At 62.7% G+C, this 26035-nt stretch carries 23 protein-coding genes, 1 tRNA gene and 1 riboswitch; of the genes, 4 read left to right on the top strand and 20 right to left on the bottom strand.

Features of this window, described 5'->3' with window-relative positions:
* The first annotated feature begins 33 nt into the window (after positions 1 to 33).
* Both N6L27_RS16395 and N6L27_RS16390 read left to right on the top strand, forming a co-directional pair.
* On the top strand, positions 34 to 834 hold the full coding sequence (locus N6L27_RS16395; RefSeq protein ID WP_271908386.1) for a PaaX family transcriptional regulator C-terminal domain-containing protein: 801 nt from the start codon (positions 34 to 36) through the stop codon (positions 832 to 834).
* 193 nt (positions 835 to 1027) lie between these two features.
* A tRNA-Met gene (locus N6L27_RS16390) sits at positions 1028 to 1104 on the top strand.
* 125 nt (positions 1105 to 1229) lie between these two features.
* Here N6L27_RS16390 and N6L27_RS16385 read toward each other — a convergent pair.
* The 3 genes from N6L27_RS16385 to N6L27_RS16375 form a co-directional block, all read right to left on the bottom strand.
* Entirely contained in the window at positions 1230 to 2213 is a 984-nt protein-coding gene (locus N6L27_RS16385; RefSeq protein WP_271908385.1) for a GlxA family transcriptional regulator, read from the bottom strand.
* A 22-nt stretch (positions 2214 to 2235) separates the two neighbouring features.
* On the bottom strand, positions 2236 to 4710 hold the full coding sequence (locus N6L27_RS16380) for a GcvT family protein (protein ID WP_271908384.1): 2475 nt from the start codon (positions 4708 to 4710) through the stop codon (positions 2236 to 2238).
* Between the two features lie 152 nt (positions 4711 to 4862).
* Entirely contained in the window at positions 4863 to 6383 is a 1521-nt protein-coding gene (locus tag N6L27_RS16375; protein ID WP_271908383.1) for a trimethylamine methyltransferase family protein, read from the bottom strand.
* Between the two features lie 93 nt (positions 6384 to 6476).
* Here N6L27_RS16375 and N6L27_RS16370 point away from each other — a divergent pair, with 93 nt between their 5' ends.
* Positions 6477 to 7391: a LysR substrate-binding domain-containing protein gene (locus N6L27_RS16370; protein ID WP_271908382.1), complete on the top strand. Its 915-nt coding sequence runs from the start codon at positions 6477 to 6479 to the stop codon at positions 7389 to 7391.
* Between the two features lies 1 nt (position 7392).
* Here the strand turns inward: N6L27_RS16370 and N6L27_RS16365 are convergent, their stop codons facing one another.
* The 10 genes from N6L27_RS16365 to N6L27_RS16320 all read right to left on the bottom strand — a co-directional run bounded on the left by N6L27_RS16365 (position 7393) and on the right by N6L27_RS16320 (position 17783).
* A complete protein-coding gene (locus N6L27_RS16365) occupies positions 7393 to 8253 on the bottom strand; it encodes a metal ABC transporter permease (RefSeq protein ID WP_271908537.1) in 861 nt (286 codons plus the stop codon).
* Positions 8253 to 9131 (bottom strand): metal ABC transporter permease, encoded by an 879-nt coding sequence (locus N6L27_RS16360; protein ID WP_271908381.1) that lies wholly within the window; start codon positions 9129 to 9131, stop codon positions 8253 to 8255. The genes N6L27_RS16365 and N6L27_RS16360 overlap by 1 nt, the downstream gene beginning before the upstream one ends.
* Positions 9131 to 10048 (bottom strand): manganese/iron ABC transporter ATP-binding protein, encoded by a 918-nt coding sequence (locus N6L27_RS16355; protein WP_271908380.1) that lies wholly within the window; start codon positions 10046 to 10048, stop codon positions 9131 to 9133. The genes N6L27_RS16360 and N6L27_RS16355 overlap by 1 nt, the downstream gene beginning before the upstream one ends.
* A 94-nt stretch (positions 10049 to 10142) precedes the next feature.
* Positions 10143 to 11045 (bottom strand): metal ABC transporter substrate-binding protein, encoded by a 903-nt coding sequence (locus tag N6L27_RS16350; protein WP_271908379.1) that lies wholly within the window; start codon positions 11043 to 11045, stop codon positions 10143 to 10145.
* Between the two features lie 109 nt (positions 11046 to 11154).
* Positions 11155 to 12705, bottom strand: a complete 1551-nt coding sequence (locus N6L27_RS16345) for an alkaline phosphatase family protein (protein WP_271908378.1) — start codon at positions 12703 to 12705, stop codon at positions 11155 to 11157.
* A gap of 143 nt (positions 12706 to 12848) precedes the next feature.
* On the bottom strand, positions 12849 to 13604 hold the full coding sequence (locus N6L27_RS16340; protein ID WP_271908377.1) for a maleate cis-trans isomerase family protein: 756 nt from the start codon (positions 13602 to 13604) through the stop codon (positions 12849 to 12851).
* 15 nt (positions 13605 to 13619) lie between these two features.
* On the bottom strand, positions 13620 to 14786 hold the full coding sequence (locus N6L27_RS16335) for a M24 family metallopeptidase (protein WP_271908376.1): 1167 nt from the start codon (positions 14784 to 14786) through the stop codon (positions 13620 to 13622).
* Positions 14779 to 15969: a diaminopropionate ammonia-lyase gene (locus N6L27_RS16330; protein WP_271908375.1), complete on the bottom strand. Its 1191-nt coding sequence runs from the start codon at positions 15967 to 15969 to the stop codon at positions 14779 to 14781. Before N6L27_RS16330 ends, N6L27_RS16335 begins: the two co-directional genes overlap by 8 nt.
* Positions 15970 to 15971: 2 nt before the next feature.
* Complete coding sequence (locus N6L27_RS16325) at positions 15972 to 17117, bottom strand: amidohydrolase (RefSeq protein ID WP_271908374.1); 1146 nt, start codon at positions 17115 to 17117, stop codon at positions 15972 to 15974.
* 141 nt (positions 17118 to 17258) lie between these two features.
* On the bottom strand, positions 17259 to 17783 hold the full coding sequence (locus tag N6L27_RS16320) for a hypothetical protein (protein WP_271908373.1): 525 nt from the start codon (positions 17781 to 17783) through the stop codon (positions 17259 to 17261).
* A 220-nt stretch (positions 17784 to 18003) separates the two neighbouring features.
* Between N6L27_RS16320 and N6L27_RS16315 the strand changes: the two genes are divergently transcribed.
* Entirely contained in the window at positions 18004 to 18483 is a 480-nt protein-coding gene (locus tag N6L27_RS16315; protein ID WP_271908372.1) for a YHS domain-containing (seleno)protein, read from the top strand.
* A gap of 98 nt (positions 18484 to 18581) precedes the next feature.
* Here the strand turns inward: N6L27_RS16315 and N6L27_RS16310 are convergent, their stop codons facing one another.
* The 7 genes from N6L27_RS16310 to N6L27_RS16280 form a co-directional block, all read right to left on the bottom strand.
* A complete protein-coding gene (locus N6L27_RS16310; RefSeq protein ID WP_271908371.1) occupies positions 18582 to 19214 on the bottom strand; it encodes a (d)CMP kinase in 633 nt (210 codons plus the stop codon).
* A complete protein-coding gene (aroA, locus tag N6L27_RS16305) occupies positions 19211 to 20557 on the bottom strand; it encodes a 3-phosphoshikimate 1-carboxyvinyltransferase (RefSeq protein ID WP_271908370.1) in 1347 nt (448 codons plus the stop codon). Before aroA ends, N6L27_RS16310 begins: the two co-directional genes overlap by 4 nt.
* Before the next feature lie 86 nt (positions 20558 to 20643).
* Positions 20644 to 21420 carry a tRNA (guanine(46)-N(7))-methyltransferase TrmB gene (gene trmB / locus N6L27_RS16300; RefSeq protein ID WP_271908369.1) on the bottom strand — a complete coding sequence of 259 codons (777 nt, stop codon included), beginning with the start codon at positions 21418 to 21420 and terminating at the stop codon, positions 20644 to 20646.
* A gap of 79 nt (positions 21421 to 21499) precedes the next feature.
* On the bottom strand, positions 21500 to 22156 hold the full coding sequence (locus N6L27_RS16295) for a hypothetical protein (protein ID WP_271908368.1): 657 nt from the start codon (positions 22154 to 22156) through the stop codon (positions 21500 to 21502).
* Positions 22157 to 22329: 173 nt separating this feature from the next.
* Positions 22330 to 23511: a methionine adenosyltransferase gene (gene metK / locus N6L27_RS16290; protein WP_271908367.1), complete on the bottom strand. Its 1182-nt coding sequence runs from the start codon at positions 23509 to 23511 to the stop codon at positions 22330 to 22332.
* Positions 23512 to 23517: 6 nt separating this feature from the next.
* A riboswitch (SAM-SAH riboswitch) is annotated at positions 23518 to 23566 on the bottom strand.
* A 61-nt stretch (positions 23567 to 23627) separates the two neighbouring features.
* Complete coding sequence (lnt, locus tag N6L27_RS16285) at positions 23628 to 25124, bottom strand: apolipoprotein N-acyltransferase (protein WP_271908366.1); 1497 nt, start codon at positions 25122 to 25124, stop codon at positions 23628 to 23630.
* The gene (locus N6L27_RS16280) at positions 25124 to 26023 is read right to left on the bottom strand and encodes a hemolysin family protein (protein ID WP_271908365.1); all 900 of its coding nucleotides are present in this window, start codon (positions 26021 to 26023) and stop codon (positions 25124 to 25126) included. The genes lnt and N6L27_RS16280 overlap by 1 nt, the downstream gene beginning before the upstream one ends.
* Positions 26024 to 26035 lie beyond the last annotated feature (12 nt).

The following is a 26035-nucleotide window of genomic DNA, read 5'->3' as shown; positions in this document are numbered from 1 at the left end:
TCTATCCAGTCCGGGCGTTCTATATTTATCCCCATGAACGAACAGCATAACCCCTGGTTTGACGCCACTGTCCAACAGCTGAACGACCCGCAGAACCAGCGGGTCTGGTCGGTCATTGTTTCGCTGTTCGGTGATCTGGCCCAGGACAAGGGTGCCCAGATCAGCGGCGGGGCGCTGACACGCATCATTACCCCGATGGGGATCAAGCCCGAGGCCATCCGCGTGGCCCTGCACCGGCTGCGCAAGGACGGCTGGATCGAAAGCGCGCGCGCAGGCCGCGCCTCGGTCCACTACCTGACAGAATACGGCCGCAAGCAATCCGCCGCAGTCACCCCGCGGATCTATGAACGCCGCGCGGCGGTACCAGGCGAATGGCACTTGCTGATCGCAGAGGACGGCGCCGGCCAGGCCACCCTGGATGAGGTGCTGATGCTGCCCAGCTACGTGGCGGTCAACCGCACCACCGCTCTGGGCCGCGGCCCTGTGCCGCAAAACCTGGATGATCTGCTTGCGGCGGGCGTCAGCTCCATTGCGGTGCCTGATTGGCTGAAATCACGCCTGTTCCCGGACCACCTGTGCCAGGCCTGTGGCGCCCTGCAGCGGGACCTGCAGCAAATCTCTGCACCGCCCGCCGTCCTGACACCTGTGCAGACCGGCACCTTGCGGACCCTGATTGTGCACCGCTGGCGCCGTGTGGTCCTGCGCCACCCGGATCTGCCATCCGGTTTCCACCCGGCGGACTGGACCGGCGAGTCCTGCCGCGCCCTGGTGTTTGCCCTGCTGGACAAGCTGCCGCGTCCGGATCTCGCGGCCCTCGACAGCCTGTCCGAATAAGCACTGCCGCCATCCGTCCGCACGCGCCGCAACAGCCGCCCTGATGGATCGCACCCGGCCCCAGGCGCAACCAACCCGCTGAAAAATATATAGAAATCCTATCACTGCGAAAAATCTCAGAAGAATCGGGGATTCTTCTGCTTTTCTGCTTGACCCGGCTGGCGGCATTCCGTAAATCGCCTCCACACAGAGCGGCGGAGTAGCTCAGTTGGTTAGAGCAGCGGAATCATAATCCGCGTGTCGGGGGTTCAAGTCCCTCCTCCGCTACCACCCTTCCCGAAATGACAGAATGCACAACAGCAAAGTTTTGTGCTGATGCGGACGCGTTTCACCTGCCGCACCGCGGTTTTTCCAGATGCTTCAACGGATGCGACCGCCGCGCAAGCCAACCGCCCTCAGAACGGCCGCTCCTGATGCGGAGACTTGCCGAAATAGCGCCGGTAGACCTTGGCGAAGTGGGTCTGGCTGTTGAAGCCTGAGGCCAGCGCCACATCAATAATCCGCATGTTGGTCTGCAGCAGCAGGCTGCGCGCGTAGTCCAGACGCAGCTTGGTGTAATAGACCTTGGGCGTGGTCTGCAGATACTTGGAAAACAGCCGTTCCAGCTGGCGCACCGACAGGCCAACCAGATCCGCAATGCCGCCGGGGGTCAGCGGCTCTTCCAGATTGCTGCGCATCAGGCTGAGGGCTGCAGCCAGTTTTTCATGCCGCACGCCTGCGCGCCCGAATTCTGAAACCGTCTGGTCCTGACTGCCCTTGCGGGCTGAGGAACACACCATCAGATCCGCCGCCGCCGTTGCCACGTCCGATCCGTGATGATCTGAAATCAGGTTCAGCATCATGTCCACCGTGGCGGTGCCGCCGGCGCAGGTGATCAGCTTACCGTCGATGGTGAACAGCGAGCTTTTCACCTCCACATCCGGGTGCATCTCAGCCAAAGTGGCCCGCTGCGCCCAGTGGACAGAGGCCTGACGCCCGGCAAGCAGCCCAGCCCGTGCCAGCGCCATGATGCCGCCGCCCAGCGCCGCCATCGGCAGCCCCATGCGCTGCGCCTTCCTGAGCCAGCCCAACACCTTCAGCGAGATGCCCGGCTCCACCCCCTGGCCGCCGCAGACAAACACCATGCTGCCGCGCACCAGGTCCGGCAGGCCGCCATCGACGGCCACGCCCAGCCCGTTCGGGGCAGTGACCGGCAGCCCGTCCTCGCTCACCACGCGCCAGTCATAGCGCGCGGTCCCGTCACGCATGTTCGCCGCCTCCAGCGCCGCCACCGCACTGGACAGGTCCAGCGGCGAGAAGGTCGGCAGCAGCAGGAAGATGCAGCGGCAGGCCGGAACGGCCTCAGCAGCTTGGGGGAGCGTTCGCATGGCTTGGGTCATGATATCCGCTCCCCGTCTTGGCTCACGCGCGCATATTGGCGCCGTTGGCGTCATAAATCGGCGCGCCCAGCACTTCGGCGTCATACATCTCGCCCAGGATCTCGATCTGCAGTTTGGTACCGGCCGCGGCGTGCTCCGCCGAGACATAGCCCATCGCCATAGAGGTCTTTGCGTGATGCGCATAGCCGCCCGAGGAGATGTAGCCAACCGCCTCGCCATCCTTCAGGATCGCCTCGTCGTTCGACACATCTATGCCGTCCACGTCGATGGTCATGGTGACCAGCTTGCGGCTTGCCCCAGCCTCCTTGGCCTTCAGCGCGGCTTCCTTGCCCACGAAATCCTTCTTCCAGTTGATGAAGACATCCATGCCGCTCTCCGCCGCGTCGAAATCGGGGCGGAAGTCCAGCGTCCAGACGCCCCAGCCCTTCTCCAGACGCATCGACATCAGCGCGCGCGCCCCGTACCAGCGATAGCCCAGATCGGCGCCCGCCTCCTCGATCGCCTCCGCCAGGCGCAGCAGGTACTGCGGCTTGCAGTAGATCTCATAGCCCAGCTCGCCCGAGAAGCTGATCCGGTTCAGGATCACCGGCACGCCGCCGACAAAGGTCTGGCGCAGATCGCGGAACTTGAACGCCTCGCCCGAGACATCCTCGCGCGTAATCCGCTGCAGCAGTTCCCGCGACTTCGGACCCGACAGGGCAATACCATGCCAGTCGTCAGAGACGTTCTGGTACGACACATCCGCGGGCAGGTCCTTCTCGAACCAGCGGCGGTGCGCCTCCTGCATGGCGCCGGAGCCGAACAGCATGAAATGCTCCTCACCCAGGCAGGCCACAGTCAGATCGCCGTACAGCTTTCCCTTCGGCGTCAGCATCGGTGTCAGGGTCAGGCGGCCCGGCTTCGGCACGTATCCCGCCAGCACGCGGTCCAGATAGGCCCGCGCGCCTGCGCCCTTGAATTCATGCTTGGCAAAGTTGGCAATCTCGATGCCGCCCACGGCCTCGCGCACCGCCTTCACCTCGCGCGCCACATACTCATGCGAGCGGTTGCGCTCAAACGTCGGCTCCTCATGCGCATCCTCCGGCCCATCAGCAAACCACAGCGCATTCTCCAGGCCAAAGCCCTGCCCCATCCGCGCGCCCTTGGCGACCAGACGGTCGTACAACGCAGTGGTCTTCTGCATCCGCCCCTTCGGCAGCGTCTCGTTCGGGAAGGTCATCACAAACCGGCGCTCGTAGTTCTCGGTCGATTTCACGGTACCCCAGTCGGGCGTCGCAAACTCACCGAACCGCGCCACATCCATCGCCCAGACGTCGATGGACGGCTCACCGTCGATCATCCATTCGGCCATGGTCAGGCCCACGCCGCCGCCCTGGCAGAAGCCCGCCATCACGCCCACGGCACACCAGTAGTTCTTCATGCCCGGCACTGGGCCGATCATCGGGTTGCCGTCGGGACCGAATGTAAACGGCCCGTTGATCATATCCTTGATGCCCGCCTCCCCGATGGCCGGGATACGCTCAAACGACATCTCCAGACGGTCGGCAATCCGGTCCAGATCCGGCTGCAGCAGCTCATGCCCGAAATCCCAGGGCGTGCCGCCCACCTTCCAGGGCGTGCCCTTCGGCTCATAGGTGCCCAGCAGCATCCCCTGCCGTTCCTGCCGGAAATAGATGTTGGCTTCATAGTCGATGCCGGCCGGCAGGCGGGTCGGGTGGTTGGCCACCGCGTCGATCTTGTCGGTGATCAGGTAATGGTGCTCCATCGGCTGCACCGGCAGGTTGACGCCCTGCATGTGGCCGACTTCCCGCGCCCACAGCCCGCCGCAGTTCACGATGTGCTCGGCATTGATCACACCGCGCGGAGTGGTCACATCCCAGCTGCCGTCGGCGCGCTGAGTGGTACCGGTCACCGGCGTATGGGTGAAATACTGCGCGCCATGCACGCGGGCGGACTTGGCAAAGGCATAGGTCGCGCCCGACGGGTCCAGATCGCCGTCCTGATCATCCCACAGCGCCGCGTGGTAATGTTTCGGATCAATCAGCGGATGGCGCTCGGCCACTTCCTTGGGGCTGATGAACTCCTGGTTCAAACCCATGTAACGCGCCTTGGAGCGTTCCCGCTTCAGGTAGTCGTACCAGGTCTTGTTCGACGCCAGATAAAACCCGCCAGTGATGTGCAGACCGACGGAGTGGCTGGAGGTCTCCTCGATCTCCTTATACAGGTCGATGGTGTAGGACTGCAGGCGCGAGATGTTGGGATCGGACGAAATCGTATGGATCTGCCCCGCCGCGTGCCAGGAGGAGCCGGAGGTCAGCTCATCCCGTTCCAGCAGCACAACATCCTTCCAGCCGAATTTGGCCAGGTGGAACAGGATCGAACAGCCAACCACACCGCCGCCAATGATCACCGCCTTGGCGTGGCTCGGCAGTTTCTTGTCTCCGGTGCTCTCCTCCTTGTGGATGTTGAGCGTCGATTGGGCAAAATTGTCTGACATGGGTTTGTCCTCAGATCTGGGGCACAAGGCGGGAATTGCGGCAAACGGCACCCAGGGGGTGCACAAGTGGTGTACGGGGGGTGCACAGGGGGTGCCGGGTCAATCCGGCATTTCCTGCATAAGCTGTGGAAATGGGTGAAGAGTTTCTTAACTCAGAACCACGCATCCGGGATCTCCTCCTTGCGGCGGGCAACATAGGCGGCCAGTTCCTCTTTCACCGCCTCATCCATTGGCGGCGCCTGATACTCGTTCAGCATCTGGTTCCAGCGCTCATAGGCGCGCTGGCGCATGTCCTTGGACCCGCCTTCTTCCCAGCTCTCGACATTCTCGCTGTCGCTCAGCTTCGGCTCATAAAACGCGGTCTGGTAGTTGCGCATGGTGTGACCGGAACCCAGGAAGTGCCCGCCCGGCGCCACTTCGGCGTAGGCATCACGGGCCATCGCCTCGTCGCTGGTATCCAGCCCCTGGCTCAGCACCTTCTGGTAGGACCCCAGCCGGTCCGCATCCATGATCAGCTTCTCAAACCCGGTGCACAGCCCGCCTTCCAGCCAGCCCGCCGAATGCAGCACAAAATTGGCCCCGGCCAGCATGGTGGAATGCATCGAGTCGGCGCTTTCATAGGCCGCCTGCGCATCCTCGATCTTGGAGGCGGTCAGTGACCCGCCGCAGCGCAAGGGCAGCCCGGCCCGGCGCGCCAGCTGGCCGATGGCATAGTTCGACACCACCGGCTCCGGCATCCCGAACGTCGGCGCGCCGGACTTCAGCGACATCGACGACAGGAAGTTGCCCAGCACAAACGGTGCGCCGGGACGGACGATCTGGGCAAAGGCGCAGCACATCATCGCCTCCGCCATCGCCTGCGCCACCGAGGCGGCAGTAGAGACCGGCCCCATGGCACCCGAGAGGATAAAGGGAACAACCACAATTCCCTGATTCCGCCCGCAATAGACCCTGATTGCCTCCGTCACCACCTTGTCCACCAGGAGCGGTGAATTGGTGTTCACATTGCCCATGATCACGCAGTTGTTGTCCATGACGTCCTTGCCAAAGACGATTTCGGCCATGTCGACACTGTCCTGTGCGCGGGACATCTCGGTGATGGCGCCCAGATGCGGTTTGTCGCTCAGCGTCATATGGGCAAACAGCATGTCGAAGTGGCGCTTGCTCACCGGCACGTCACAAGGTTCGCAGATCACAAACCCGCCGTGATGCAGGTTCGGATGCATATAGGTGAGCTTCACCAGTTTCTCGAACGCCGCCATATCGCCATAGCGCCGCCCGTCCTCCAGATCCCGCACAAACGGCGCGCCATAGATCGGGGCAAACACCTGGTTGTTGCCGCCAATGGTGACCGACCGCGCCGGGTTGCGGGCCAGCTGCGTGAACTCCCGCGGCGCCTTGGCGCAAAGGGAGCGGATCCACTGCGCATCAGCCCGGATTGTATCGCCGTCGATCCTGGCGCCGGCTTCCTTCCAGATCCGCAGCGCCTCCGGGTCGTCGCGGAAGGCAATGCCGACTTCTTCGAATATCCAGTCAACCTGTGCTTCCAGCTTGACCAGCTTCTCCTCATCCAGAGCGTCAAAGAACGGCAGCGTGCGCTGGATCCAGGGCGACGCCGGAACGTCGGCGGGGGCAGTGTTTCTGTCACGGGATGCGCGGGCGCGTCGGGCCATGGGGCTCTCCATCTTCAGGCGTTGCGGAACAATAAGACCCGGCGCGGATGTTGTGACGGTTGAAAAATCTGATGATTTAGATAATGCACAGTTATGCAAGAACTCTGGAAACTCCTCACCAGCCCCCGCCACCTGATCGTGTTCGAAGCCGCCGCCCGGCACGGTTCATTCACCCGTGCATCGGAGGAACTGAACGTGCAGCAGCCTGCCGTCAGTGCGGCGGTCAAGCAGTTGGAGGCGTCTTTGGGCGTTGTTTTATTCCGCCGCGGCCACCGGAAGGTGGAACTGACCGGGGCGGGAATGCGGCTTTACACAGATGTCTCCAAAGCGCTGGAGGACATCCTGTCATCAGCCAAAGCGGTGCGGCAGTTCGGGCGCAATGACCATGTGACGCTCAACTGCTCCTCCGCTTTTGCATACTACTGGGTGATGCCAAGACTGGCCCAGCTGCACGAGGCGCACCCCGATATCGACCTGCGGCTGCAAAGCTCTGACCGGGAGCCTGATATCAATACCGAAGGCATTTCACTGGCGGTGCGGCGCGGGGATGGAAACTGGCCGGATTGCCATTCAGCCCTGATTGCACCTGAGGTGATCTTTCCGGTGGCCAGCCCGCGGGTAATGGCTTCTGCGGTGAACCTAGCAACCGTGCCGAACCTGCTGCATGAGCGGCTGATCCATCTGGAGGAGCCGATCCGGGAGCGTCCCCGGTGGCAGCAATGGTTCGCCCATTTCGGGGTCACAGGGCGGCTGCCCGCTGCAGGCCTGCGCCTCAACGACTATGCGCTGGTGCTGCAGGCGGCGATTGCGGGCGAGGGTTTTGCCTTTGGCTGGCAGCATGTGACCGAACCGCTGATCAAACAGGGGCTGCTGGCAGCGCGCAAGGACTGGTCCTGGACCACCGGATCAGGGTTCTATCTGGTATGGTCCAAGACGCAGGACCTGGTTCCTAATGCAGAACTGGTGCGGCAATGGCTGCTGGAAATGGCCCGGCCCGGGACCGAGTGACTCATGCGGTTCCGGAGGTTTCCCTGGTGCGCTGCATCGAGGTTTTGCGGGTCAAATACAAGCGCTGCACAAAAGCCAGGATGAACAGCGCACTTAGGATCAGCACGATGGTCGGTGCCGGGGCGCTGTCGAGGAAGAAGCTGGCATAAGTTCCCGCCAGCATCGAGACCATGCAGACCAGAACCGATACCCAGAGCATGGTTGAGAACTTGCGCACCACCAGGAAGGCAATTGCACCCGGCGCGATCAGCAAGCCGATGGCCAAAATCAGCCCCGCCGCCGACAGCGTCGCCACAATGGTCAGCGACAAGGCCGCCAGCAGCCCGTAGTGCAGAACCGTGACCGGCAGGCCGGAGGCCTGCGCCTGCGCAGGGTCGAAGCTGTGCAGCAGCAGGTCTTTCCACTTCAGGACCAGCGCTGCACCAACCACCAGAGAGATAATGCCCGCGGTCCAGAGCTCATGCCCTTCCACCCCCAGCATGTTGCCGAACAGGATGTGATCCAGATGCGCGTTGGTCTCAACCGAGACGTAAAGCACGATGCCCAACCCGAACATGCCGGAAAACACCACCCCCATCACGGTGTCCTGCTTGACCCGGCTGTTGCCGGACAGAAAGCCTGTGGCGACCGCACAGAGCATACCGGCGGCAAAGGCCCCGAGGATCAGCGGCAGGCCCACGATATAGGCCAGCACGATCCCCGGCAGCACTGCATGGCTGACCGCATCGCCCATCAGTGCCCAGCCCTTCATCACCAGAAAGCAGGACAAGAGAGCCGTCGGCACAGAGACGATCAGCGAGATCAGAAAGGCGTTCTGCATAAACGCAAACTGGAACGGCATCAGCAGCGTACCGAGGTCCATCACGCAGCACCCCCTTGTGCGGCCGGGCCGCGCTTCAGCGCTTCGCGCGCCTTGCGCTTGGCCGCCAACAGCCCGTGTTTCGGGGCAAAGACAAAGATCACAAGGAAGATCACGGTTTGCAGCGTCACGATGATGCCGCCGGTGGCACCATCCAGAAAGTAGCTGGCATAGGCGCCGAAGAAGCTGGTGAGGGCACCAATCAGCACCGAGACTAGGATCAGCCGCGGGAAGCGGTCGCAGAGCAGGTAGGCGGTCGCCCCCGGCGTTACCACCATGGCGATCACCAGGAATGCGCCTACGGTCTGCATCGCCGCCACCACGGAGGCCGACAACAGCACGAAGAACACCGCTTTGAGCAGGCCGGGGCGCAAGCCGATGGTGCGGGCGTGGTTTTCGTCAAAGAAGGTGACCATCAGGTCCTTCCACTTGGCCAGCAGCACGGCGAGTGAAACAAAGCCGATGATTGCCAGCTGCAGCGTGTCCTCCGGCGTGATCGCCAGGATATTGCCCATGGTGATGGTCTGGACCGAGACCGACATCGGGCTGATCGAGACGATGAACAAGCCAAGCCCGAAGAAGGAGGTGAAGATCAGGCCGATAATCACATCGACCTTGAGGCCAGAGCGTTCCGACAGGAACAGCATCGCTCCTGCAGCCAGCCCACCCGCAATGAAGGCACCAAGCGCAAAGGGCAGGCCCAGGATGTAAGCACCAGCCACACCCGGCACCACCGAATGTGAGAGCGCATCGCCAATCAGCGACCAGCCCTTGAGCATCAGATAGGCCGACAGGAAGGCGCAGACGCCGCCCACCAGCGCCGAAACCCACATCGCGTTGGTCATATAGCCATAGGTAAAGGGCTCCAGCAGGTATTCCATCACTGCTGCCCCCCGCCCTCGCCCTGGCTTTCGCTGGTCTGGGTCTTCTCGCCGTACTGGACAAAGGGGCGCTCGTCGTCGGTCAGGATGGTGACCTGGCGGGTGTCGCCATCGTCATGCAGCGCATCGCCGCCCAGGGTAAAATGGCGCAGCACGCCGCCAAAGGCGTGTTCCAGGTTTTCCCGGGTAAATGTGGTTTCAGTCGGCCCGTACCCAAGCACGGTCCCCTTCACCAGCACGGTTCGGTCACAGAACTCCGGCACGCTGCCCAGGTTGTGGGTGGAGACCAGCATCACCCGGCCCTCGTCCCGCAACTCGCGCAGCAGGGCGATGATCTGCTCCTCTGTCTTCACGTCCACGCCAGTAAAGGGTTCGTCCAGCAGGATCACTTTCCCGTCCTGTGCCAGGGCGCGGGCAAGAAACACACGCTTGCGCTGGCCGCCGGACAGCTCGCCGATCTGGCGGTGGCGGAAGTCCTGCATGTTGACCCGGCGCAGCGCCTGATCGACCGCCTCGTGATCGGCCGCCTTGGGGCGGCGCAGAAAGCCCATGTGGCCGTAGCGGCCCATCATCACCACGTCCTCGACCAGCACCGGGAAGGCCCAGTCGACCTCCTCGGACTGCGGCACATAGGCCACAAGGTTCTTGCGCAGCGCGTCCTTGACCGTCATGCCAAGGATGCGGATTTCGCCCTGCGCTGCCGGAACAAACCCCATGATCGCCTTGAACAGGGTCGATTTACCGGCGCCGTTCACCCCCACCAGTGCCGTCACGGTGCCGCGGGGAATGGCAAAGCTGGCATCCCACAGCGCGGTGTGGCCGTTACGGTAGGTGACCGTGACGTTACTGGCGGCAATACCGCCATCCGCAGGTGCGGCGCTGGTGTTCATGGTGCGGGTCTCGCTGGCATCAAGCATGGGCTGTCCTGCTGAGTTACACACAGAAATCGTGTTTTGTGAAATGAAACGCCCCGCAACCTGCGTTGCGGGGCACTTGGATACGAAAACAGGCTTAGTTGGTGACCTCGGTCAATCCGCGGGCGACCGTTTCCGATGTGACCCTGAGCAAGTCCAAATAGGTCGGCACCGGGCCGTCCGCCTCACTGAGCGAGTCGACATAAAGCTCCCCGCCATAGGCCACACCGGTTTCGCGGGCCACCTGTTCGGCCGGGGCGGTGTTCACGGTGCTTTCGCAGAACACCACCGGGATGTCATTGTCGCGCACGCCATCAATCACGCCGCGCACCTGCTGCGGGGTGCCGACCTGATCGGCATTCATCGGCCACAGGTACAGCTCCTTCATGCCGAAATCGCGTGCCAGGTAGCTGAAGGCACCCTCGCAGGTCACCAGCCAGCGCTTGTCCTCGGGGATTTCCGCAATGGAACGGCGCAGCGGCTCGATGGTGGCACGCAAACGGTCTTTGTACTCGCCAGCGTTCTTTACATAGACGGCGGCGTTTTCCGGGTCATGCTCGGCAAAGGCCTCGACGATGTTGTCGATATAGATCAGCGCGTTATCCAAACCCATCCAGGCGTGCGGGTTGGGCTTGCCCTCATAAGAACCAGCTGCGATCGGGATCGGGTCGATGCCGTCAGTCAGGGTGACAGAGGGCACATCCTCCATGTTCGACAGGAACTGCTCGAACCACAGCTCCAGGTTCATGCCGTTCCACAGGATGAGGTCTGCATCAGATGCACGCACAATGTCGCGCGGGGTCGGCTCATAGCCGTGGATCTCTGCCCCGGGCTTGGTGACCGAGACGACCTCAGCCGCGTCACCCGCCACATTGGCGGCCATATCGGCAAGCACGGTAAAGGTGGTAACGACCTTCATCTTGTCTTCAGCCATTGCGGTGCTGGCAGCAACGGCTGCGATGGCAGCGGCGGATACGGTCTTGAGCAACTTCGGAAACATCCGATTCTCCCTTGGAAGGCGTGTCTGATGCACTGTTATTGCAAATCATTCGCAACTGTCAATGAAATTGAGAATGATTTGCAAAAGCGGGTCGTTCATGCCGAAGCGCTTACTGCGGATAGCGAGGCTTGCTGCGGGGACCTTCACCCGTGATCGCCGTCAGCGAGAGCGTATGGTCCATGTTCTTCATCCGGTGGCGCAGCATGAGCCGGGTCAGCCGGTTCAGATCATCTGCATATTCCGCCTGCCCAGCCACGTTCTCCATTTCCCCCCGTCCCTGGCTGTCAAACAGCATCGGCGGCAGGTCGGCGGCGAACTCGACCAGCGTGAACCGCTCATCCCGCAGGATACCAAGGCAGGAATCACTGGCAGTGGCGCCCAGCTCCTGCTGCCACAGTGTCGGCTCAAGCGGCTCCGAGAAATCCAGCTCCGAGAAGGAATACTGCCGCCAGTCCTGCGGTGTCTCTCCGCGCAGGAGCGGCAGCAGAGACCGCCCGTCCATGGAATTCGGGACCTCCTGCCCCACCCACTTAAGAATGGTCGGTGTCACATCAATGGATTCCGTGATCTGAGACAGGCAGGCGCCCGCGTTCTGCTCGTTGCCCGGCAGCCGGATGATCAGCGGCGTGTGGTAGGCGGCATCATAGACCGTCATCTTGCCCCAGGAATGCCGGTCGCCCAGCATTTCGCCATGGTCAGCGGTGATCACCACCATAGTACTGTCATACTGCCCACTGTCCTTCAGGAACCGGATTACCCGCCCGACATGATGATCGACTTCCGTTGCCAGCCCCAGGTAGACCGCACGCAGGGTTTGAATGTTTTCATCCGTTGGCTCCAGATCCGGGAAGCCTTCGACAAAGCTGGCAGCGGTGCTTTTGCGCAGCAGCGGGCCGAAGAACGGGTGCTGTGCGCTTTCCTCTTCCGGATTTGCCAGCCGCTGCGGCAGCGGCAGGCTGGCGGGGTCATACATGCTGTTGTAGGGCGCCGGCGCCACAAGCGGCGGGTGCGGGCGGATGTAGGTCAGATGCGCAAACCAGCTGTCCTTGCTGTGGGCCGGCATCGTGTTGAGAAATGAGTTGGTGAGAAATGCGGTATCGCTGTCCTCTGCCGCGTACAGCGCCGGGCCGTTCAGACGGAGCGCAGCACCGTCCGGCGAAACCGGCTTGTAGACGTCCCAGTAGGTCTCGAATTCGTAGCCGCGGCTCATCAGATGCGACTGCCACGGGTAGGACATCTCCAGCCGCATCTCGGTCACTTCATGAAACCCGTTCATCGGGTATTCATAGGTCCGGAGCGCCGGATCGTTGGCGTCAAATGCGCGGGGGTCCTGCGATGTATCGGTATAGCCGAACAGCATCGGCAGGTAGCCGGCCTTGCGCATTTCGGTGGCGATATTCGGCGTGTCGTGGCGCAGGGGCGTGCCATTGCGGACCGAGCGGTGGTTCATGGCGTACTGCCCGGTCAGGATCGACGCGCGCGATGGTCCGCAGGGGTTGGTCACAGAAAAATGCCGGTTGAACGATACCGCCTCCTGCATGAAGGAGCGGATGTTCGGCAGGTCCACATGGTCCGCCAGCGCACCCGACAGGCAGTCCGCGCGCAGTTGGTCAATGATAACGAACAGGACATTCCGGTTTTCGGGGCGTGCGGCAGGCATCCGGGCTTCCTCGCTGGAGCAAATCAGGTTTCCGGAGACAATCTGTGGCAGCCTGCGCGCGGATTACAAGCGCAGACTGCGCCGCTCCCGTGGGGCAGCCTGCCGCAGGTTGCCAGCTGGCAATTCCCGGACAATTTTAGCGATCAGCCAGCAAGCGGCAGAGTGAACAGTTTACCGAACTGCGGCTGCGGATCTGTCACGCCTGCCAGCCGCAGCATGTGCCAGCCCAGCGCCTGGTTACTGGAGATGACCGGCACACCCGTCTGAGCCTCAATCCCGGGTATGATCCGCAGGCAGCGCAGGTTGGTGCAGGAGATCACGATTGCATCGCAGTCTTCCTGACCGGCGACCTGGGCGGCTGCCTCCGCAATTGCCGACTCGGAGATCCGGGCCACCACCCGGTCGTCCATCTGCTCGAACGATCCGAAGCCTGCAATGTCAAAACCTGCCGCTTCCAGCTTGGCGCGCATCTGCGCCGAAACCTCCGGCAGGTATGGCGTTACAAATCCAAACCTGGCAGCGCCCAGCGCCTTGCCTGCCGCGATGATAGCGGCCAGCGGATCGGTCACCTTGGCGTTCGGCAGAACGGTCTGCACGGCCTCAGCCACCTTGGAGGAGCCGATCACGGTCGAGGCCGAGGTGCAGCCATAGCCGATCACGTCAAAGTCCGGCGTGGAGGGAAACAGCTGCGCCGAAGCAGGCAGGTCTGCCTGCATCTGCGCCAGCGTCTCCGGGCGCACCTCCGGCACCATCGGGATGCGGCTGTGATAGAGCGCCACGCCGGGTTGCGCCATCATCCGGGAGAATTCCGGCTCCAGCGTTTCGTCGGTCTCCAGCACGATCACACCCAGGGTGGCGCGGCTGCCAATACCTGCGTCCGTGTCATAGGGGAGCTTCATGGCGCGGGGCCTCCTTCAGATCACCGGCAGTTCCGGCGCGGCACGGACGGTCAGCAATTCTGCGCCGTCCGCACGCACCACGATGTTTTCTTCATGCACCATGATACGGCCATCGCCATAGCCTAGCGAGGGTTCCAGCGTCAGCACCATGTTTTCCTCAATCACGGTCTCATCGAATGCCGCATGCGAGGGCCATTCGGTCAGCTGCATCCCCAGCCCATGGCCGAGACGCCCAACGTCACCGCCCTGATCGTCCATTTCGGCAATCACGGACTGCATCGCCCGGAACAGATCGCGGCAGGTGGCGCCGGGTTTGGCTGCAGCAATACCTGCTTCTGTGGCGCGCCACAGCACATCATAGGCGCGGCGCGACAGATCATCAGCACGGCCGATGGCGAAGTTCCGGTCGAAGTCGCAGAAATACCCGTCCCAGGTGGCGCCGGTATCCAGCATCACGATATCGCCTGCCTGAAGCGGCCGCGTGGTCGGCGGCGAGATCACGTCGCTGTAGCCGCCCTGATAAGCACCGCCGACCAGGTAGGGCACGTCATCCGCCCCCTGCGCCAGCGCCTCGCGCCGGAAGGCGCGGAACAGATCCTCGAACGGCTGCCCTGCATGGGCGATCTGAGGCACTTGGGCAAAGGTGCGGGAGCCAATGCCGCAGATGTGGCGCAGCTTTTCAATTTCGGCTGCGGATTTCACCATCCGCAGGCCGCGCACTATCGGCGTGGCATCCGCCACCTTGAGCCCCGGCAGCCCCGCGATCAGCCGCTCGTAGTCCCCCAGCGGCATTCTGAGCGAAGTTTCGTGCCCCTTCATCAGGCCAATGGTGCCCCCGCGCCCGGCAATGGGCTCGAGCAGCTCTGTCAGCAGGCTGATGCCATCATCCTGCGGAGCCGGCGCGCTCCAGGTGCGGATGTCCTTGATCCAGGTCCGGCGCATCAGGTCCGCGCCGATCTCTGGAATGATGGCAATCGGTTTGCCCGCAGGCGGCACGAACAGGAACCAGGGCCGGGTCGGGCTTTGCCAGAACAGCGTGTGGAACCCGCTGAAATAGCGCACCTCCGGTTCTGTCAGCAGCAGCAGCCCGTCCAAACCCTGCGCCGCCATAAGCGCCTGAGCCTTTTCGGTGCGCGCGGCGAATTCCGCCTCGGGGAAGCCGCGCACAGGCGCGTCAGACATGGTCTTTGCCTTCCATGATCGCAGCGAAAATCGCCGGGTCGGTGACACCTTCGGAGCCGATCAGCAGCACGCGGGAGGTTTCATCGAGACCCTGGGTAGCCTTCATTTCCGGCGACTGGCAGGCGGCGATCAGGGCAGACAGACCCGCCACCGCGCTTTCGCCTGCCTCCACCACCGGATCGCCGGTTTCAGCATTTGCCAGCAAGCGCACCGCGGGAGCTACAATACTGTCAGGGATCGTCACGAAGTCCGCAGCCTCCTCGGCCAGGATTTCCCAAGCCATTTCCGACGGCTCGCCGCAGGAGAGGCCCGCCATGATGGTTTCCTCCTGAATGGCGAAATTGGTCGCCTTGCCGGCTTTGGCACTGTCGAACAGGCAAGCCGCCAGCTCCGGCTCGACAATCACGACCCGCGGGGAAGCCGTACCGTAGAACTGCCGCAGCGCCGCAGCGACCGATGCCGCCAAGCCGCCAACGCCCCCCTGAAGGAATACGTGAGTCGGCGCCTGTGCCAGTGCCTCGCAGGCCTCGCGGGTCATCACACTATAGCCTGCCATCACGTCGCGCGGCGGCTCAGTATAGCCTTCCCAGGAGGTGTCTGAGACCACAAACCAGCCGTTTTCCTCCGCCTCTTTCTTGGCCAGCAGGACGGATTCGTCATAATCGCCTGTAATGCGGATCACTTCGGCGCCCAGTTCGCGCATCGCCACAGCGCGCCCCTCGCTGACCTCGGCATGGATGTAGATGCGGCAAGGCGCGCCGAACCGCTGGCAGCCCCAGGCCAGAGAACGGCCATGATTGCCGTCGGTGGCGGAAACCAGGGTGATCCCGGCACAGGCGTCCTTGTGGGCACCGTTGCGGATTTCCTCCAGGCTGACGTCCCGGCCCAGCTGTTTGGTCAGCTCGCGCTGGAGCACCCGCAGCGCCGCATATGACCCGCCCAGCGCCTTGAAGCTGCCGAGGCCAAACCGCGGGCCTTCGTGCTTGTAGTCGATCCGCCCGACGCCAATCTGTCCGGCCAGACCCGCCAAGGACACCAGCGGCGTCGCCTCATAACCCTCCCAGGCCGTTATTTCCGCCTGCGCATTCGCAAAATCCTGCTCAGAGAGAACCGAATAGGCCGCTTCTACGGTGTTCGGATTTCCCGCCGCATGGCGGATGGCAACGTTAAATTTTTCAAGCATGGTCAGTCCTTTCCTACGGGCAGCCGGTCACGCACCAGCTGCACCCAGAATTCTGCGCCAATCGGCAGCAGAGCATCGTTGAAATCATAATCCGCCGAATGCAGCGGCTGGCCGCACGGCCCCTCTTCGCCGTTGCCCAACAGCAGGAAGCAGCCCGGGACGGCCGCCGAGAAATGAGCAAAATCTTCGGAAAAGCTCATCGGCGGGCGGTTACGGACCACTTCGCGGCCTGCAGCCTCACCAGCGCGGTAGACAGCCTCCGCCGGACCATCTGCGTTGATGGTTTCGACGAACTCGGTGTTGAAGCTCACTTCGGCTTCGACTGCATGCGCCGCGGCAACACCGGCTGCGATCTGGCGCATGAAGCGCTCAACCGCCTCACGGTCTTCGGGAACACGTGCACGCACGTCGCCCTTAAGCACGGCGTGACCCGGCAGCACATTCCGCTGGCCGTCGGTCAGAAATTCCGTCACAGACACCACGGCCCCGGATCCGGGCGCCAGTTTGCGCGCCACGATGGTTTGCAGCGCCAGCACCATTTCGGCACCGACAGTGATGGCGTCCACCCCTGCCTGCGGCATTGAGGCGTGGCCTCCCTGGCCTTGGATCGCGATTTCGAACAGGCTCTCGCTGTTGCAAATCTGGCCGGAGCGGGTCGAGATCTGCCCTACCGGTGCGCCCGGCAGATTATGGATCGCATAAACCTCTTCAATCGGGAACTGCTCCAGCACGCCCTCGGCAATCATCGCCTGGGCGCCCAGACCGTGTTCTTCGTTGGGCTGGAAGATCAACACGACAGTGCCGTCAAACCCCTGCTCCTGCACCAGCCGTTCGGCGGCGCCCAGGAGCATTGCCATATGCCCGTCATGACCACAGGCGTGCATCTTGCCTGGTGTTTCCGAGACATAGCCGTGGGTTGAGATTTCGGTGATCGGAAGGGCGTCCATATCCGCCCGCAGTCCGATGGCACGGTTTCCGCCGCCAGCACGCAGCAACCCTATAACACCGGCGCCTTCGTGCACCTCCAGCCCCAAGTTGCGCAGATGCTCCGCGATCTTGGCCCTGGTGCGCTCCTCCTGAAAGCCAAGCTCAGGGTGGCGGTGGAAATCCCGGCGCAGTGCAGTCAGGCGGTCCTGAAATGTGGTCATCAGCGCTCTCCAAGCCGTTTGCAGCGACATTAGGCTGCAAACTGCGACTTGGTGCATAGAATTCAGGCCGTCAGGAGACGATTTTCGTCCTTGTTTCAGTATTTCGTGTCGAAACTCGTACTGCGGCGGTGGCCGCTGACTTTAGATTTCTTCCCCCTTTTCCAGCAGTTCCTCGATCAGCTGCCGCTGAATCCCCGGACTGTCGCCGCCGCCGAACTGCATGGCCCCGCCGGTATAGAGCGTGCCATAGGTCCGGGCGATATTGACTGTTTGGCCGAGCGAAGAAATCAGCTGGTCCTTCTCAAGAGGTGACAGCGGATGAATGAAGACCGCCCAGAGCTGCCCCTTGGCCACCGCGTAGCGCGCGTCCAGCGCGGTGTCGAAATTCGCCTGCATCATCCGCAGCAGTTCCTCTGCCGTCAGTCCTTCGGCAGGGCGCAGCGGCACCATCGCCCGCATCCGGTCCGCTGCCGGGTCAGTAACCACCAGCACCGGAACACCTGAGATCGTCAGCTGGAACCCGCGCCCCACCGGCTGCGCTGCGTCATCGAGGGCAAAGAGGATCCGGCCCAGCCGCTCATAACTCATCGGCGGCTCGGGTTCCTCCTGCGCCAGCGCAGGCGCCGCCAGAATACCCGCCACAAAAACTGCCCTCAGCCAACCCATGGAAACACCCCTTTTCCGCATTCCCTCTCAGGCTAATGCGCTCTGGCTCAGGCCGCCATGCACAGATGAGTGAACCCCGAAGCGCTGCTCCAGTGCACAGTTTGGAACGATCTGCATACTCAGACGAACGATCGGAGATTAATCGTCCCGCTCATCGGATCTAGCTTCAGATTACCGGGCTGTAGAGCCTGATTGCACACTGAACCAGATGAGGAAAATCATGAAGACACTTCTGACAACCGCCCTGATTTCACTTTCCGCAGCATTTGCTGCGCCGGCCTTTGCCGCCGATGAAGTTAACGTCTCCAATGGCATCTCAGCCGGCGGCGCGCCGCTGGCGGCCCATGGTGTCGACCTGGTGGCGCTGGTGGACAGCCGCAACCCGGTTGAGGGCGTTGCCACCTATTCCGCAACCGTCGACGGCGCCTCCTATTACTTCGCGTCAGAGGAAAACAAGACCGCGTTTGAAGCCAACCCGGCGCAGTACCTGCCGCAGCACGGCGGCTTCTGCTCCTATGGCGTGTCAGTGGGCAAAAAGTTCGATGGCGACCCGGACCAGTATCTGGTGCATGACGGCAAGCTGTTCCTGTTCCTGAACGCTGCCACCCGCGCTGCTTTCCTGGAAGACGTGGCTGGCACTGCCAAGACCGCAGACAGCCAGTGGTCGGAAATCAAGCACACCGCCGTTGGTGCACTCTAATCCGGGCTGACAGACGGCGGGCAAGTATAGAATTCACCTTGAACACCTTTGGCCCGCAACTGATGCGTCAGTTGCGGGTTTTGCCGATCCGCGGGCCTTTAGGGCAGTTTCTCTCCGGCCTTGCGGCGCGCCTCAATCACAGACATCGCCTTGGCCAGGGCCTCCTCGATACTCAGATCACTGGTGTCGATCAGTATGGCATCCGCTGCCGGACGCAGCGGGGCCTCGGCCCGGTTCATGTCACGGTCGTCGCGGGCCTTCACGTCGCCCAGCACTTCTTCGAGGGTTGTCACCTTGCCTGCAGCGGCCAGTTCCAGGAACCGGCGGCGTGCGCGCACTTCGGCGCTGGCAGTGACAAAGAACTTCACCTGCGCATACGGGCAAATCACGGTGCCGATGTCGCGCCCGTCCAGGACCGCGCCGCCTGCGCGGCGGGCAAAGGCCCGCTGGAAATCGACCAGTGCAGCGCGTACCTCGGCAATCACCGCCACCTTGGAGGCGGCCTGGGCCACTTCCGGCCCGCGCAGGTCATCACGCGCCAGATCCTCTGGTGTCAGGTTCTGCGCAGCCTCTACAGGTGCAGCGCCATCCAGCATCCTGGCTCCGACCGCCCTGTAGAGAAGACCGGTATCCAGGTGGCCGAAACCATAGTGGGCCGCGAGCGCCTTGGACAGTGTGCCCTTGCCTGCGGCGGCGGGGCCGTCGACTGCGATAGTGAAGCTTTCGCTCATGTGCGCTCCAGCTTGGCACCCAACCCGCCCATCAGGCTTTCAAAGATCGGGAAGGAGGTGGCAATCGGGCCGCCGTCGTCAACAGAGACCGGGTTCTGCGCACCCATGCCCATGACCATGAAGGACATCGCGATACGGTGGTCCAGGAAGCTCTCGCAGGTGCCGCCGCCGGGCACACCATCGATGCCGAGACCGGCGACTTCCCACCAGTCTTCGCCTTCCTCGACGGTGACGCCATTGGCGCGCAGCCCTTTGGCCATCGCGTCGATGCGGTCGCTTTCCTTGACGCGCAATTCCTTGACGCCCCCCATCATGGTCTTGCCCTCGGCAAAGGAAGCGACCACCGATAGCACCGGGTATTCGTCAATCATCGAGGCGGCACGCTCTGGCGGCACTTCGATGCCTTTCATATTGGGTGAGAACTTGGCGCGCAGATCGGCAACCGGCTCGCCGCCCTCCTCGCGCATGTTCTCGAACGTCAGATCCGCGCCCATGTCCTGCAGAGTGTAGTAGAGGCCGGCGCGGGTCGGGTTGAGGCCGATATTCGGCACCAGCACGTCAGAGCCGGGTGTAATCAGCGCCGCACAGACCGGGAAAGCGGCGGAGGACGGATCGCGCGGCACGGCGATGACCTGCGGCTTCAGCTCCGGTCGGCCCGTCAGGGTGATAACGCGGCCCTCGTCGGTTTCCTCGGTGGTAATCTCTGCGCCAAAACCGGCCAGCATCCGTTCGGTATGATCGCGGGTGGCTTCCTTCTCGATCACCACGGTTTTGCCCGGTGCATTGAGGCCAGCAAACAGTACCGCTGACTTCACCTGCGCGGACGGAACCGGCACCTCATAACGCACTGGAACCGGATCGGCAGCCCCTACGATGGTCATCGGCAGGCGGCCGCCAGAGCGGCCCACGGACTGGGTGCCAAACAGCGCCAGCGGATCGGTCACCCGCGCCATCGGGCGCTTGTTGAGGGAGGCATCGCCGGTGAAGGTCGCCGTGATCGGCGAAGTTGCCATCACCCCCATGATCAGCCGAACCCCGGTGCCGGAGTTGCCGCAGTCAATCACATTATCCGGTTCCGCAAAACCGCCAACACCGACGCCGAACACCGACCAGTTGCCGCCGCCGTGATTGACCACCTCTGCGCCAAAGGCCTGCATCGCCTTGGCGGTGTCCAGCACGTCCTCCCCTTCCAAGAGGCCGGAGATCTTGGTTTCGCCAACCGACAGTGCGCCCAAAATCAGAGACCGGTGCGAAATTGACTTGTCGCCGGGCACCTCTGCCATGCCCTTGAGCGGGTCAGCACGGTGGGAGGTCATCGGGATGGGCGTGCCGTGTCCGGACATGGGGCTTCCTTCGTCTGTCGGTCGTTCGTCTGTTCGTTTGCGCTATCGGTAACGGATTGGGTCTGGCCGGTCCAGCGTAATTGGCCTCAGTCCAAACGGCGGAAGGTCAGGTAATGCGGGGTGCGCCCCTCGCGCAGGGCCTTCTGCTCGTAGCGGGTGGAGATCCAGTCATCCCAGGACTGGCGCCAGTCAGAGGGGTCTTCGGCCAGCCATTCGAAACCAGCTTTTGGCACCTCCTCCAGCGTCTGGCGCACGTAGTCGGGGATATCGGTCGCCACCCGGAAGATTGCGCCGGGCTTCAGGCATCGGGCCAGCGGCTCCAGATGTTCTTGGGTCACAAAGCGGCGGCGGTGGTGGCGCGCCTTGGGCCAGGGGTCAGGATACAGCAGGAAGGCACGCGAAATGGAGGCCTCCGGCAGCACATCCATCAGGTCGCGTGCATCGCCGGGATGCACGGCGATATTGTCTGCGCCCGCATTGCGGATTTTGCCCAGCAGCATCGCCACGCCGTTGATAAATGGCTCAGCGCCGATAATGCCAACGCCAGGGTTGCTGACCGCCTGATGCACCAGATGCTCCCCGCCGCCAAAGCCGACCTCCAGCCAGACATCCTTGCCGCCGAACAGCGCCTCAATGTCCAGCGGGTTACGGTCCGGGTTTTCCTCCCAGCCGACAGCGCCCGGGCTGAGGCTGGCCAGGTCCTCGTCAAGGTAACGTTTCTGGCTGTCCTTCAGGGTCTTGCCTTTGAACCGGCCATAGAAATTGCGCCAGGGCGCACCGCTGGCGTGTTTATCGGCCGCATTTTCAACTGCGGGCCGGGCATCCTTGGACTGGTCGTCGCGGGGCTTCTGGTCGCCGGACATGCGTCTGGGCTCCTGTTCGAGGCGTTGTTTGAAAGGCTGGCCGCCCCTGTGCCGCAAGCAGGCCCGCGGGTCAAGCCATCTAGGGGGTTTGCCCCGGGCGCAGCTCACGCAGGACACCTGCAGCGATCAGCCGCAGACGGCTGGGATACCACTCGCCGTCCGGGTCCGTGCGCAGTGTTTCAATGGCAAAGCCGGGATCGACGCCGCGCTCCACCATATAGCGGAGGTGCTCGTAGACTTCGCTCTGGGTGTCTTGGTAAATCCAGGAGCCGAGTTCAAATGGAGTGGACCAGCGGCGGCGTTTGCGTTCGCTGCGGTAGTATTTGTGCACGGCCTCTGCCGGCCAGTTGCGCTGGTGAAAGCCAATACTGGATCCGATTGTCATCCGCCTGCGCCCGCCTGCCAGAAAAACATCAACACAGGCGCTGATGCAGGTGCCGTCAACCAGAGTGTCCAGCTCGTATTCCAGCACCAGCCCGGCGATTTCTTCACCTGCATAGACGCTGCCGCCAACGCTGTTGAGCTGCAGTTCCGTGACTTCCGGACGCTTCTTCAGGATGTCCCGCAGGTTTGAGACGTCCTCTTCGGTCATCTCGGCCAAATCGCCGGTCACATCTGTTTCTGTGTCATAGACGAGCGTCTTGCCCTTCAGGCTGAATTTTTGCGGCAAGGTTTCCTTGGCGCCAGCGACGGGCGCCAGAAGCAGGCAGCTAAGCAAAGAAATCACGCGCAGCATCACGTCTCCGGCGGCTGAATGGATCCTGCCTGGCACTATGGCGCAGGCTTTCGCGCCACTCCACCCCCAACACTTGAGGCATTCTGCAGGAATGTTTCGCACCGCTCTTCATGCCCGCAAAAACAAAAAAAGGAGCGGGCCATACGGCCCGCTCCCCAATTTCGTTGCTGGTCTCAGACCGCTTTTTTCAGAGCGTCGGCCAGATCCAAGCGCTCCCAGCTGAAGCCGCCGTCCGCTTCCGGCTCGCGCCCGAAATGGCCATAGGCTGCGGTGCGCTGGTAAATCGGCTTGTTCAGGCCAAGATGCGAGCGGATACCGCGCGGGGTCAGATCCATGACCTGATCAATCGCCCGTTCGATCGCCGCCGGGTCAACCTCGCCCGTGCCATGGGTTTCGGCATAAATCGACAGAGGCTTAGAGACGCCAATGGCATAGGACAGCTGAATCGTGCATTTCTCAGCCATGCCCGCGGCCACCACATTCTTGGCCAGATAACGCGCGGCATAGGCCGCCGAACGGTCCACCTTGGTCGGGTCCTTACCGGAAAACGCGCCGCCGCCATGCGGTGCTGCACCGCCATAGGTATCCACGATGATCTTGCGCCCGGTCAGCCCTGCGTCGCCATCCGGACCGCCAATCACGAATTTGCCGGTCGGGTTCACGTGCCACTGGGTGGCATCTGTCAGCCAGCCTTCGGGCAGGGTTTCGCGGATGTAAGGTTCAACAATGGCACGGATATCCGCCGAGGTCAGGCTTTCATCCAGATGCTGTGTCGACAGCACCAGCGAGCTGACACCAATCGGTTTGCCATCCTCGTAGACCACCGACAGCTGGGATTTCGCATCCGGGCCAAGCACCGGCTCGGCGCCGTTCTTGCGCACTTCGGCCAGACGGCGCAGGATCGCGTGGCTGAACTGGATCGGGGCCGGCATCAGCGCGTCGGTTTCATTGGTGGCAAAGCCGAACATAATGCCCTGGTCGCCGGCGCCTTCGTCCTTTTCACCCGAGGCGTCAACGCCCTGCGCGATGTGGGCGGACTGCTCGTGCAGCAAGTTTGTCACTTCCACGGTTTCGTGGTGAAACTTGTCCTGCTCGTAGCCGATGTCCTTGATGCAGGCGCGGGCAATATCTTCGATCTTGCCCATGTAATCGTGCAGCTTGTCCTGATCGGACAGCCCGACCTCCCCCCCGATCACAACGCGGTTCGTGGTTGCAAAGGTCTCAGCCGCCACGCGTGCTTCGGGTTCTTCCGCCAGAAAAGCATCGAGAACCGCGTCGGAAATGCGGTCGCAGACCTTATCCGGGTGGCCTTCGGAAACCGATTCCGAAGTGAAGGTGTAGTTCGTACGGGTCATGAAAAGTGCTCCATTGTTTTATCCTTGCCACGCCAGGAAGCCGTTGTGGCAGGTATCAAGCCGCATTACGCGGCCCATCCGCGCGGGTCAATCTATATTCCGATAGAGTTAAGCACCTATGACCGCGGCGCAAGAGCACGGGGAAGAAAGATTGCCGCACCGGCGATCAAGAAACACAACCACAGAACAGGCCAGTCCCCGGTCCGGCTGTAGAGCGTCGGCGGCAACGGCGCGGGCAGGGCCGCGTCAATGAAGCCGGCTTCCCCAAGCGGCAGCTGATCCAGCAGCGAACCGTCCGGCGCAATCATGGCCGAGACACCGGTGTTGGCCGCCCGGATCATCGGCAGCCCTTGCTCCAGCGCCCGCATCCGCGCCTGAACCAGATGCTGATAGGGACCTGAGCGGGTGCCGAACCAGGCGTCGTTGGTGATCTGCACCAGCATGTCCGGACGGGTTTCGGCGGCGCTCACATCCTGCGGGAAAACGGCCTCATAGCAGATCAGCGGCAACGCACTGCCGATAGGCAGATCCATTACCCTGGCCCCCGGGCCAGCGGCATAACCCGCTCCGGCCTGGGAGGCAAAACCGTGGATCCCGAAACGGGCCATAAAGTCGCCAAAGGGAACATACTCCCCGAACGGCACCAGATGCGCCTTGTCATAAGTTGCTATTGGCAGGCCATCAGCATCCAGAAGCACCGCAGAATTAAAGTAGGCACCGCCCTCCTCCCGCTGGATACCCAGCAGGACCGGGACCCCGCCGGCCTGTTCAGAAATGGCCTGCAGAGTGTCTCCGGCATAGTTCATCAGCTGCGGAACCGCAGTTTCCGGCCAGACGATCAAGTCAGGACGCGGCTCCTCGGCAGAGAATGCCAGCGCGCGGCGGACGAATTCCCACCTGTGCTCCGGATGCCATTTCAGCTCCTGCGGCGCGTTGGGCTGAACGATCCGCACTATGCGGTCTGTCCGTGCTGTTTCACTGGGACGGGGAACGCCAGCAACTGCGGCCACAGCCAATCCCAGCGGCAGCAGAGACGCGGCAGGTTTCGTCCTCAGCAAGGCCAGCGGCAAGGCTGCGACAAGTGTCAGCAGCGCCAGCCCCTGCGGCCCGATCCAGGGCAGCAGATCAGCGGCAGGCGTATCCATCCAGAACTGGCCGAAAGCAGCCCAGGGAAAACCGGTCAGCAGATAGGCGCGGGCAAATTCCGCCAGGGACCACAGTGACACCAGCACCGGTATCCGTGCGGCAGCCCGGCTGAAACGGACAGAAAGGCCGAAGGCCAACCCCCAGAACAAGGCGAGACCCGCTGCCAGGAAAACAAGCGCAAAGGGGGCCATCCAGGCGTGACGGTCGGGGTCAACCTGAAACGGCTCTATGATCCAGGAAAGGCCGAAAGTGAAATAGCCCAGCCCGAACAGCCATCCAGCCAGCGCAGCGGAGCGGGCGGAGTGCGCATGCATCACCAGCCAGCCAGCCGCGGCCAGTGCGACCGGCAGCCCGATCAGCATATGCCAGGGAGCCAGCGCCAAGGACAGCAGCCCGCCGCTGCCAAAGGCAAGAGCCGCTTGGGCCAGACGCAGCTGGCGCGCGGCCTGCCGCAGCCCCAGTGCCATCAAGCGGCGGCGTCCGGCAGCCGTACCCGCAGCCGCTTGATCCGGCGCGGATCGGCATCCATGACTTCGAACTCGGCACCTTCGGGGTGTTCGATCACCTCGCCGCGCGCAGGCACGCGGCCGGACAACATGAAGACCAGCCCGCCAAGCGTGTCGATCTCCTCTTCATCCACGTCATCGTGGCTGGTCAGCGAATGGCCGGTCTCCGCCTCAAACTCCGGCAGCGAGGTGCGGGCCAGCGCGATGTAGCAACCGGGCTTCTCTTCGAACCAAGTCTGCAGTTCGTCGGCGTCATGCTCGTCCTCGATTTCGCCCACCACCTGTTCAATCAGGTCTTCGATGGTGACAAGCCCGTCAACACCGCCGTATTCGTCGATCACCAGCGCCATGTGGCGGCGTTCGGCCTGCATCTTGGTCAGCAGCACGCCGATCGGCATCGACGGCGGCACGAACAGCAGCGGACGCAGCATCTTGGAGAGATCGAACTCCGAGGTGCCGCCGTTGAACCCATGAGTCAGCGAAAAATCCTTGAGGTGGACAAAGCCCAGAGGCGTGTCGAGTGTGCCTTCGTAAACGGGAATGCGGGTAAAACCGCTTTGCCGGAAAATGCCGACCAGATCATCCTTGGCGACAGTGACCGGCACCGCGGCAATTTCAGCAGAGGGGATTGCGACATCTTCCACCCGCATCCGGCGCAGGTTGATCATTCCGTGCGGAGCTGATCCCGGCGCCGGCTGTTCGCCGCAGGTGTCCTGGCCTTCCTGCAGATCGGCGCTGAACATGTTGCGCAACCGCGTCCACAATCCGGTATTTTCCGAGGCCGGAGCATCCGCCGCCGTGCCGTTGATGTCCTTCAGCGCGCCCTGCGCCGCGTTAGAACTGCCTTCTATGTCGCCCATCTTTCCATTCCA

It is taken from the genome of Leisingera sp. SS27, assembly GCF_028368855.1.
GTDB lineage: Bacteria > Pseudomonadota > Alphaproteobacteria > Rhodobacterales > Rhodobacteraceae > Leisingera.
Note: the sequence above shows the minus strand (reverse complement) of the source record. Positions and strands in the feature narration are given on the sequence as shown.

What these genes read in the sequence shown, in the direction of transcription:
- N6L27_RS16395 (WP_271908386.1), top strand. Translation starts at nt 34, where the DNA reads ATGAACGAACAGCATAACCCCTGGTTTGACGCCACTGTCCAACAGCTG.
- N6L27_RS16385 (WP_271908385.1), bottom strand. Translation starts at nt 2,213, where the DNA reads ATGACCCAAGCCATGCGAACGCTCCCCCAAGCTGCTGAGGCCGTTCCG.
- N6L27_RS16380 (WP_271908384.1), bottom strand. Translation starts at nt 4,710, where the DNA reads ATGTCAGACAATTTTGCCCAATCGACGCTCAACATCCACAAGGAGGAG.
- N6L27_RS16375 (WP_271908383.1), bottom strand. Translation starts at nt 6,383, where the DNA reads ATGGCCCGACGCGCCCGCGCATCCCGTGACAGAAACACTGCCCCCGCC.
- N6L27_RS16370 (WP_271908382.1), top strand. Translation starts at nt 6,477, where the DNA reads ATGCAAGAACTCTGGAAACTCCTCACCAGCCCCCGCCACCTGATCGTG.
- N6L27_RS16365 (WP_271908537.1), bottom strand. Translation starts at nt 8,253, where the DNA reads ATGGACCTCGGTACGCTGCTGATGCCGTTCCAGTTTGCGTTTATGCAG.
- N6L27_RS16360 (WP_271908381.1), bottom strand. Translation starts at nt 9,131, where the DNA reads ATGGAATACCTGCTGGAGCCCTTTACCTATGGCTATATGACCAACGCG.
- N6L27_RS16355 (WP_271908380.1), bottom strand. Translation starts at nt 10,048, where the DNA reads ATGCTTGATGCCAGCGAGACCCGCACCATGAACACCAGCGCCGCACCT.
- N6L27_RS16350 (WP_271908379.1), bottom strand. Translation starts at nt 11,045, where the DNA reads ATGTTTCCGAAGTTGCTCAAGACCGTATCCGCCGCTGCCATCGCAGCC.
- N6L27_RS16345 (WP_271908378.1), bottom strand. Translation starts at nt 12,705, where the DNA reads ATGCCTGCCGCACGCCCCGAAAACCGGAATGTCCTGTTCGTTATCATT.
- N6L27_RS16340 (WP_271908377.1), bottom strand. Translation starts at nt 13,604, where the DNA reads ATGAAGCTCCCCTATGACACGGACGCAGGTATTGGCAGCCGCGCCACC.
- N6L27_RS16335 (WP_271908376.1), bottom strand. Translation starts at nt 14,786, where the DNA reads ATGTCTGACGCGCCTGTGCGCGGCTTCCCCGAGGCGGAATTCGCCGCG.
- N6L27_RS16330 (WP_271908375.1), bottom strand. Translation starts at nt 15,969, where the DNA reads ATGCTTGAAAAATTTAACGTTGCCATCCGCCATGCGGCGGGAAATCCG.
- N6L27_RS16325 (WP_271908374.1), bottom strand. Translation starts at nt 17,117, where the DNA reads ATGACCACATTTCAGGACCGCCTGACTGCACTGCGCCGGGATTTCCAC.
- N6L27_RS16320 (WP_271908373.1), bottom strand. Translation starts at nt 17,783, where the DNA reads ATGGGTTGGCTGAGGGCAGTTTTTGTGGCGGGTATTCTGGCGGCGCCT.
- N6L27_RS16315 (WP_271908372.1), top strand. Translation starts at nt 18,004, where the DNA reads ATGAAGACACTTCTGACAACCGCCCTGATTTCACTTTCCGCAGCATTT.
- N6L27_RS16310 (WP_271908371.1), bottom strand. Translation starts at nt 19,214, where the DNA reads ATGAGCGAAAGCTTCACTATCGCAGTCGACGGCCCCGCCGCCGCAGGC.
- aroA (WP_271908370.1), bottom strand. Translation starts at nt 20,557, where the DNA reads ATGTCCGGACACGGCACGCCCATCCCGATGACCTCCCACCGTGCTGAC.
- trmB (WP_271908369.1), bottom strand. Translation starts at nt 21,420, where the DNA reads ATGTCCGGCGACCAGAAGCCCCGCGACGACCAGTCCAAGGATGCCCGG.
- N6L27_RS16295 (WP_271908368.1), bottom strand. Translation starts at nt 22,156, where the DNA reads ATGCTGCGCGTGATTTCTTTGCTTAGCTGCCTGCTTCTGGCGCCCGTC.
- metK (WP_271908367.1), bottom strand. Translation starts at nt 23,511, where the DNA reads ATGACCCGTACGAACTACACCTTCACTTCGGAATCGGTTTCCGAAGGC.
- lnt (WP_271908366.1), bottom strand. Translation starts at nt 25,124, where the DNA reads ATGGCACTGGGGCTGCGGCAGGCCGCGCGCCAGCTGCGTCTGGCCCAA.
- N6L27_RS16280 (WP_271908365.1), bottom strand. Translation starts at nt 26,023, where the DNA reads ATGGGCGACATAGAAGGCAGTTCTAACGCGGCGCAGGGCGCGCTGAAG.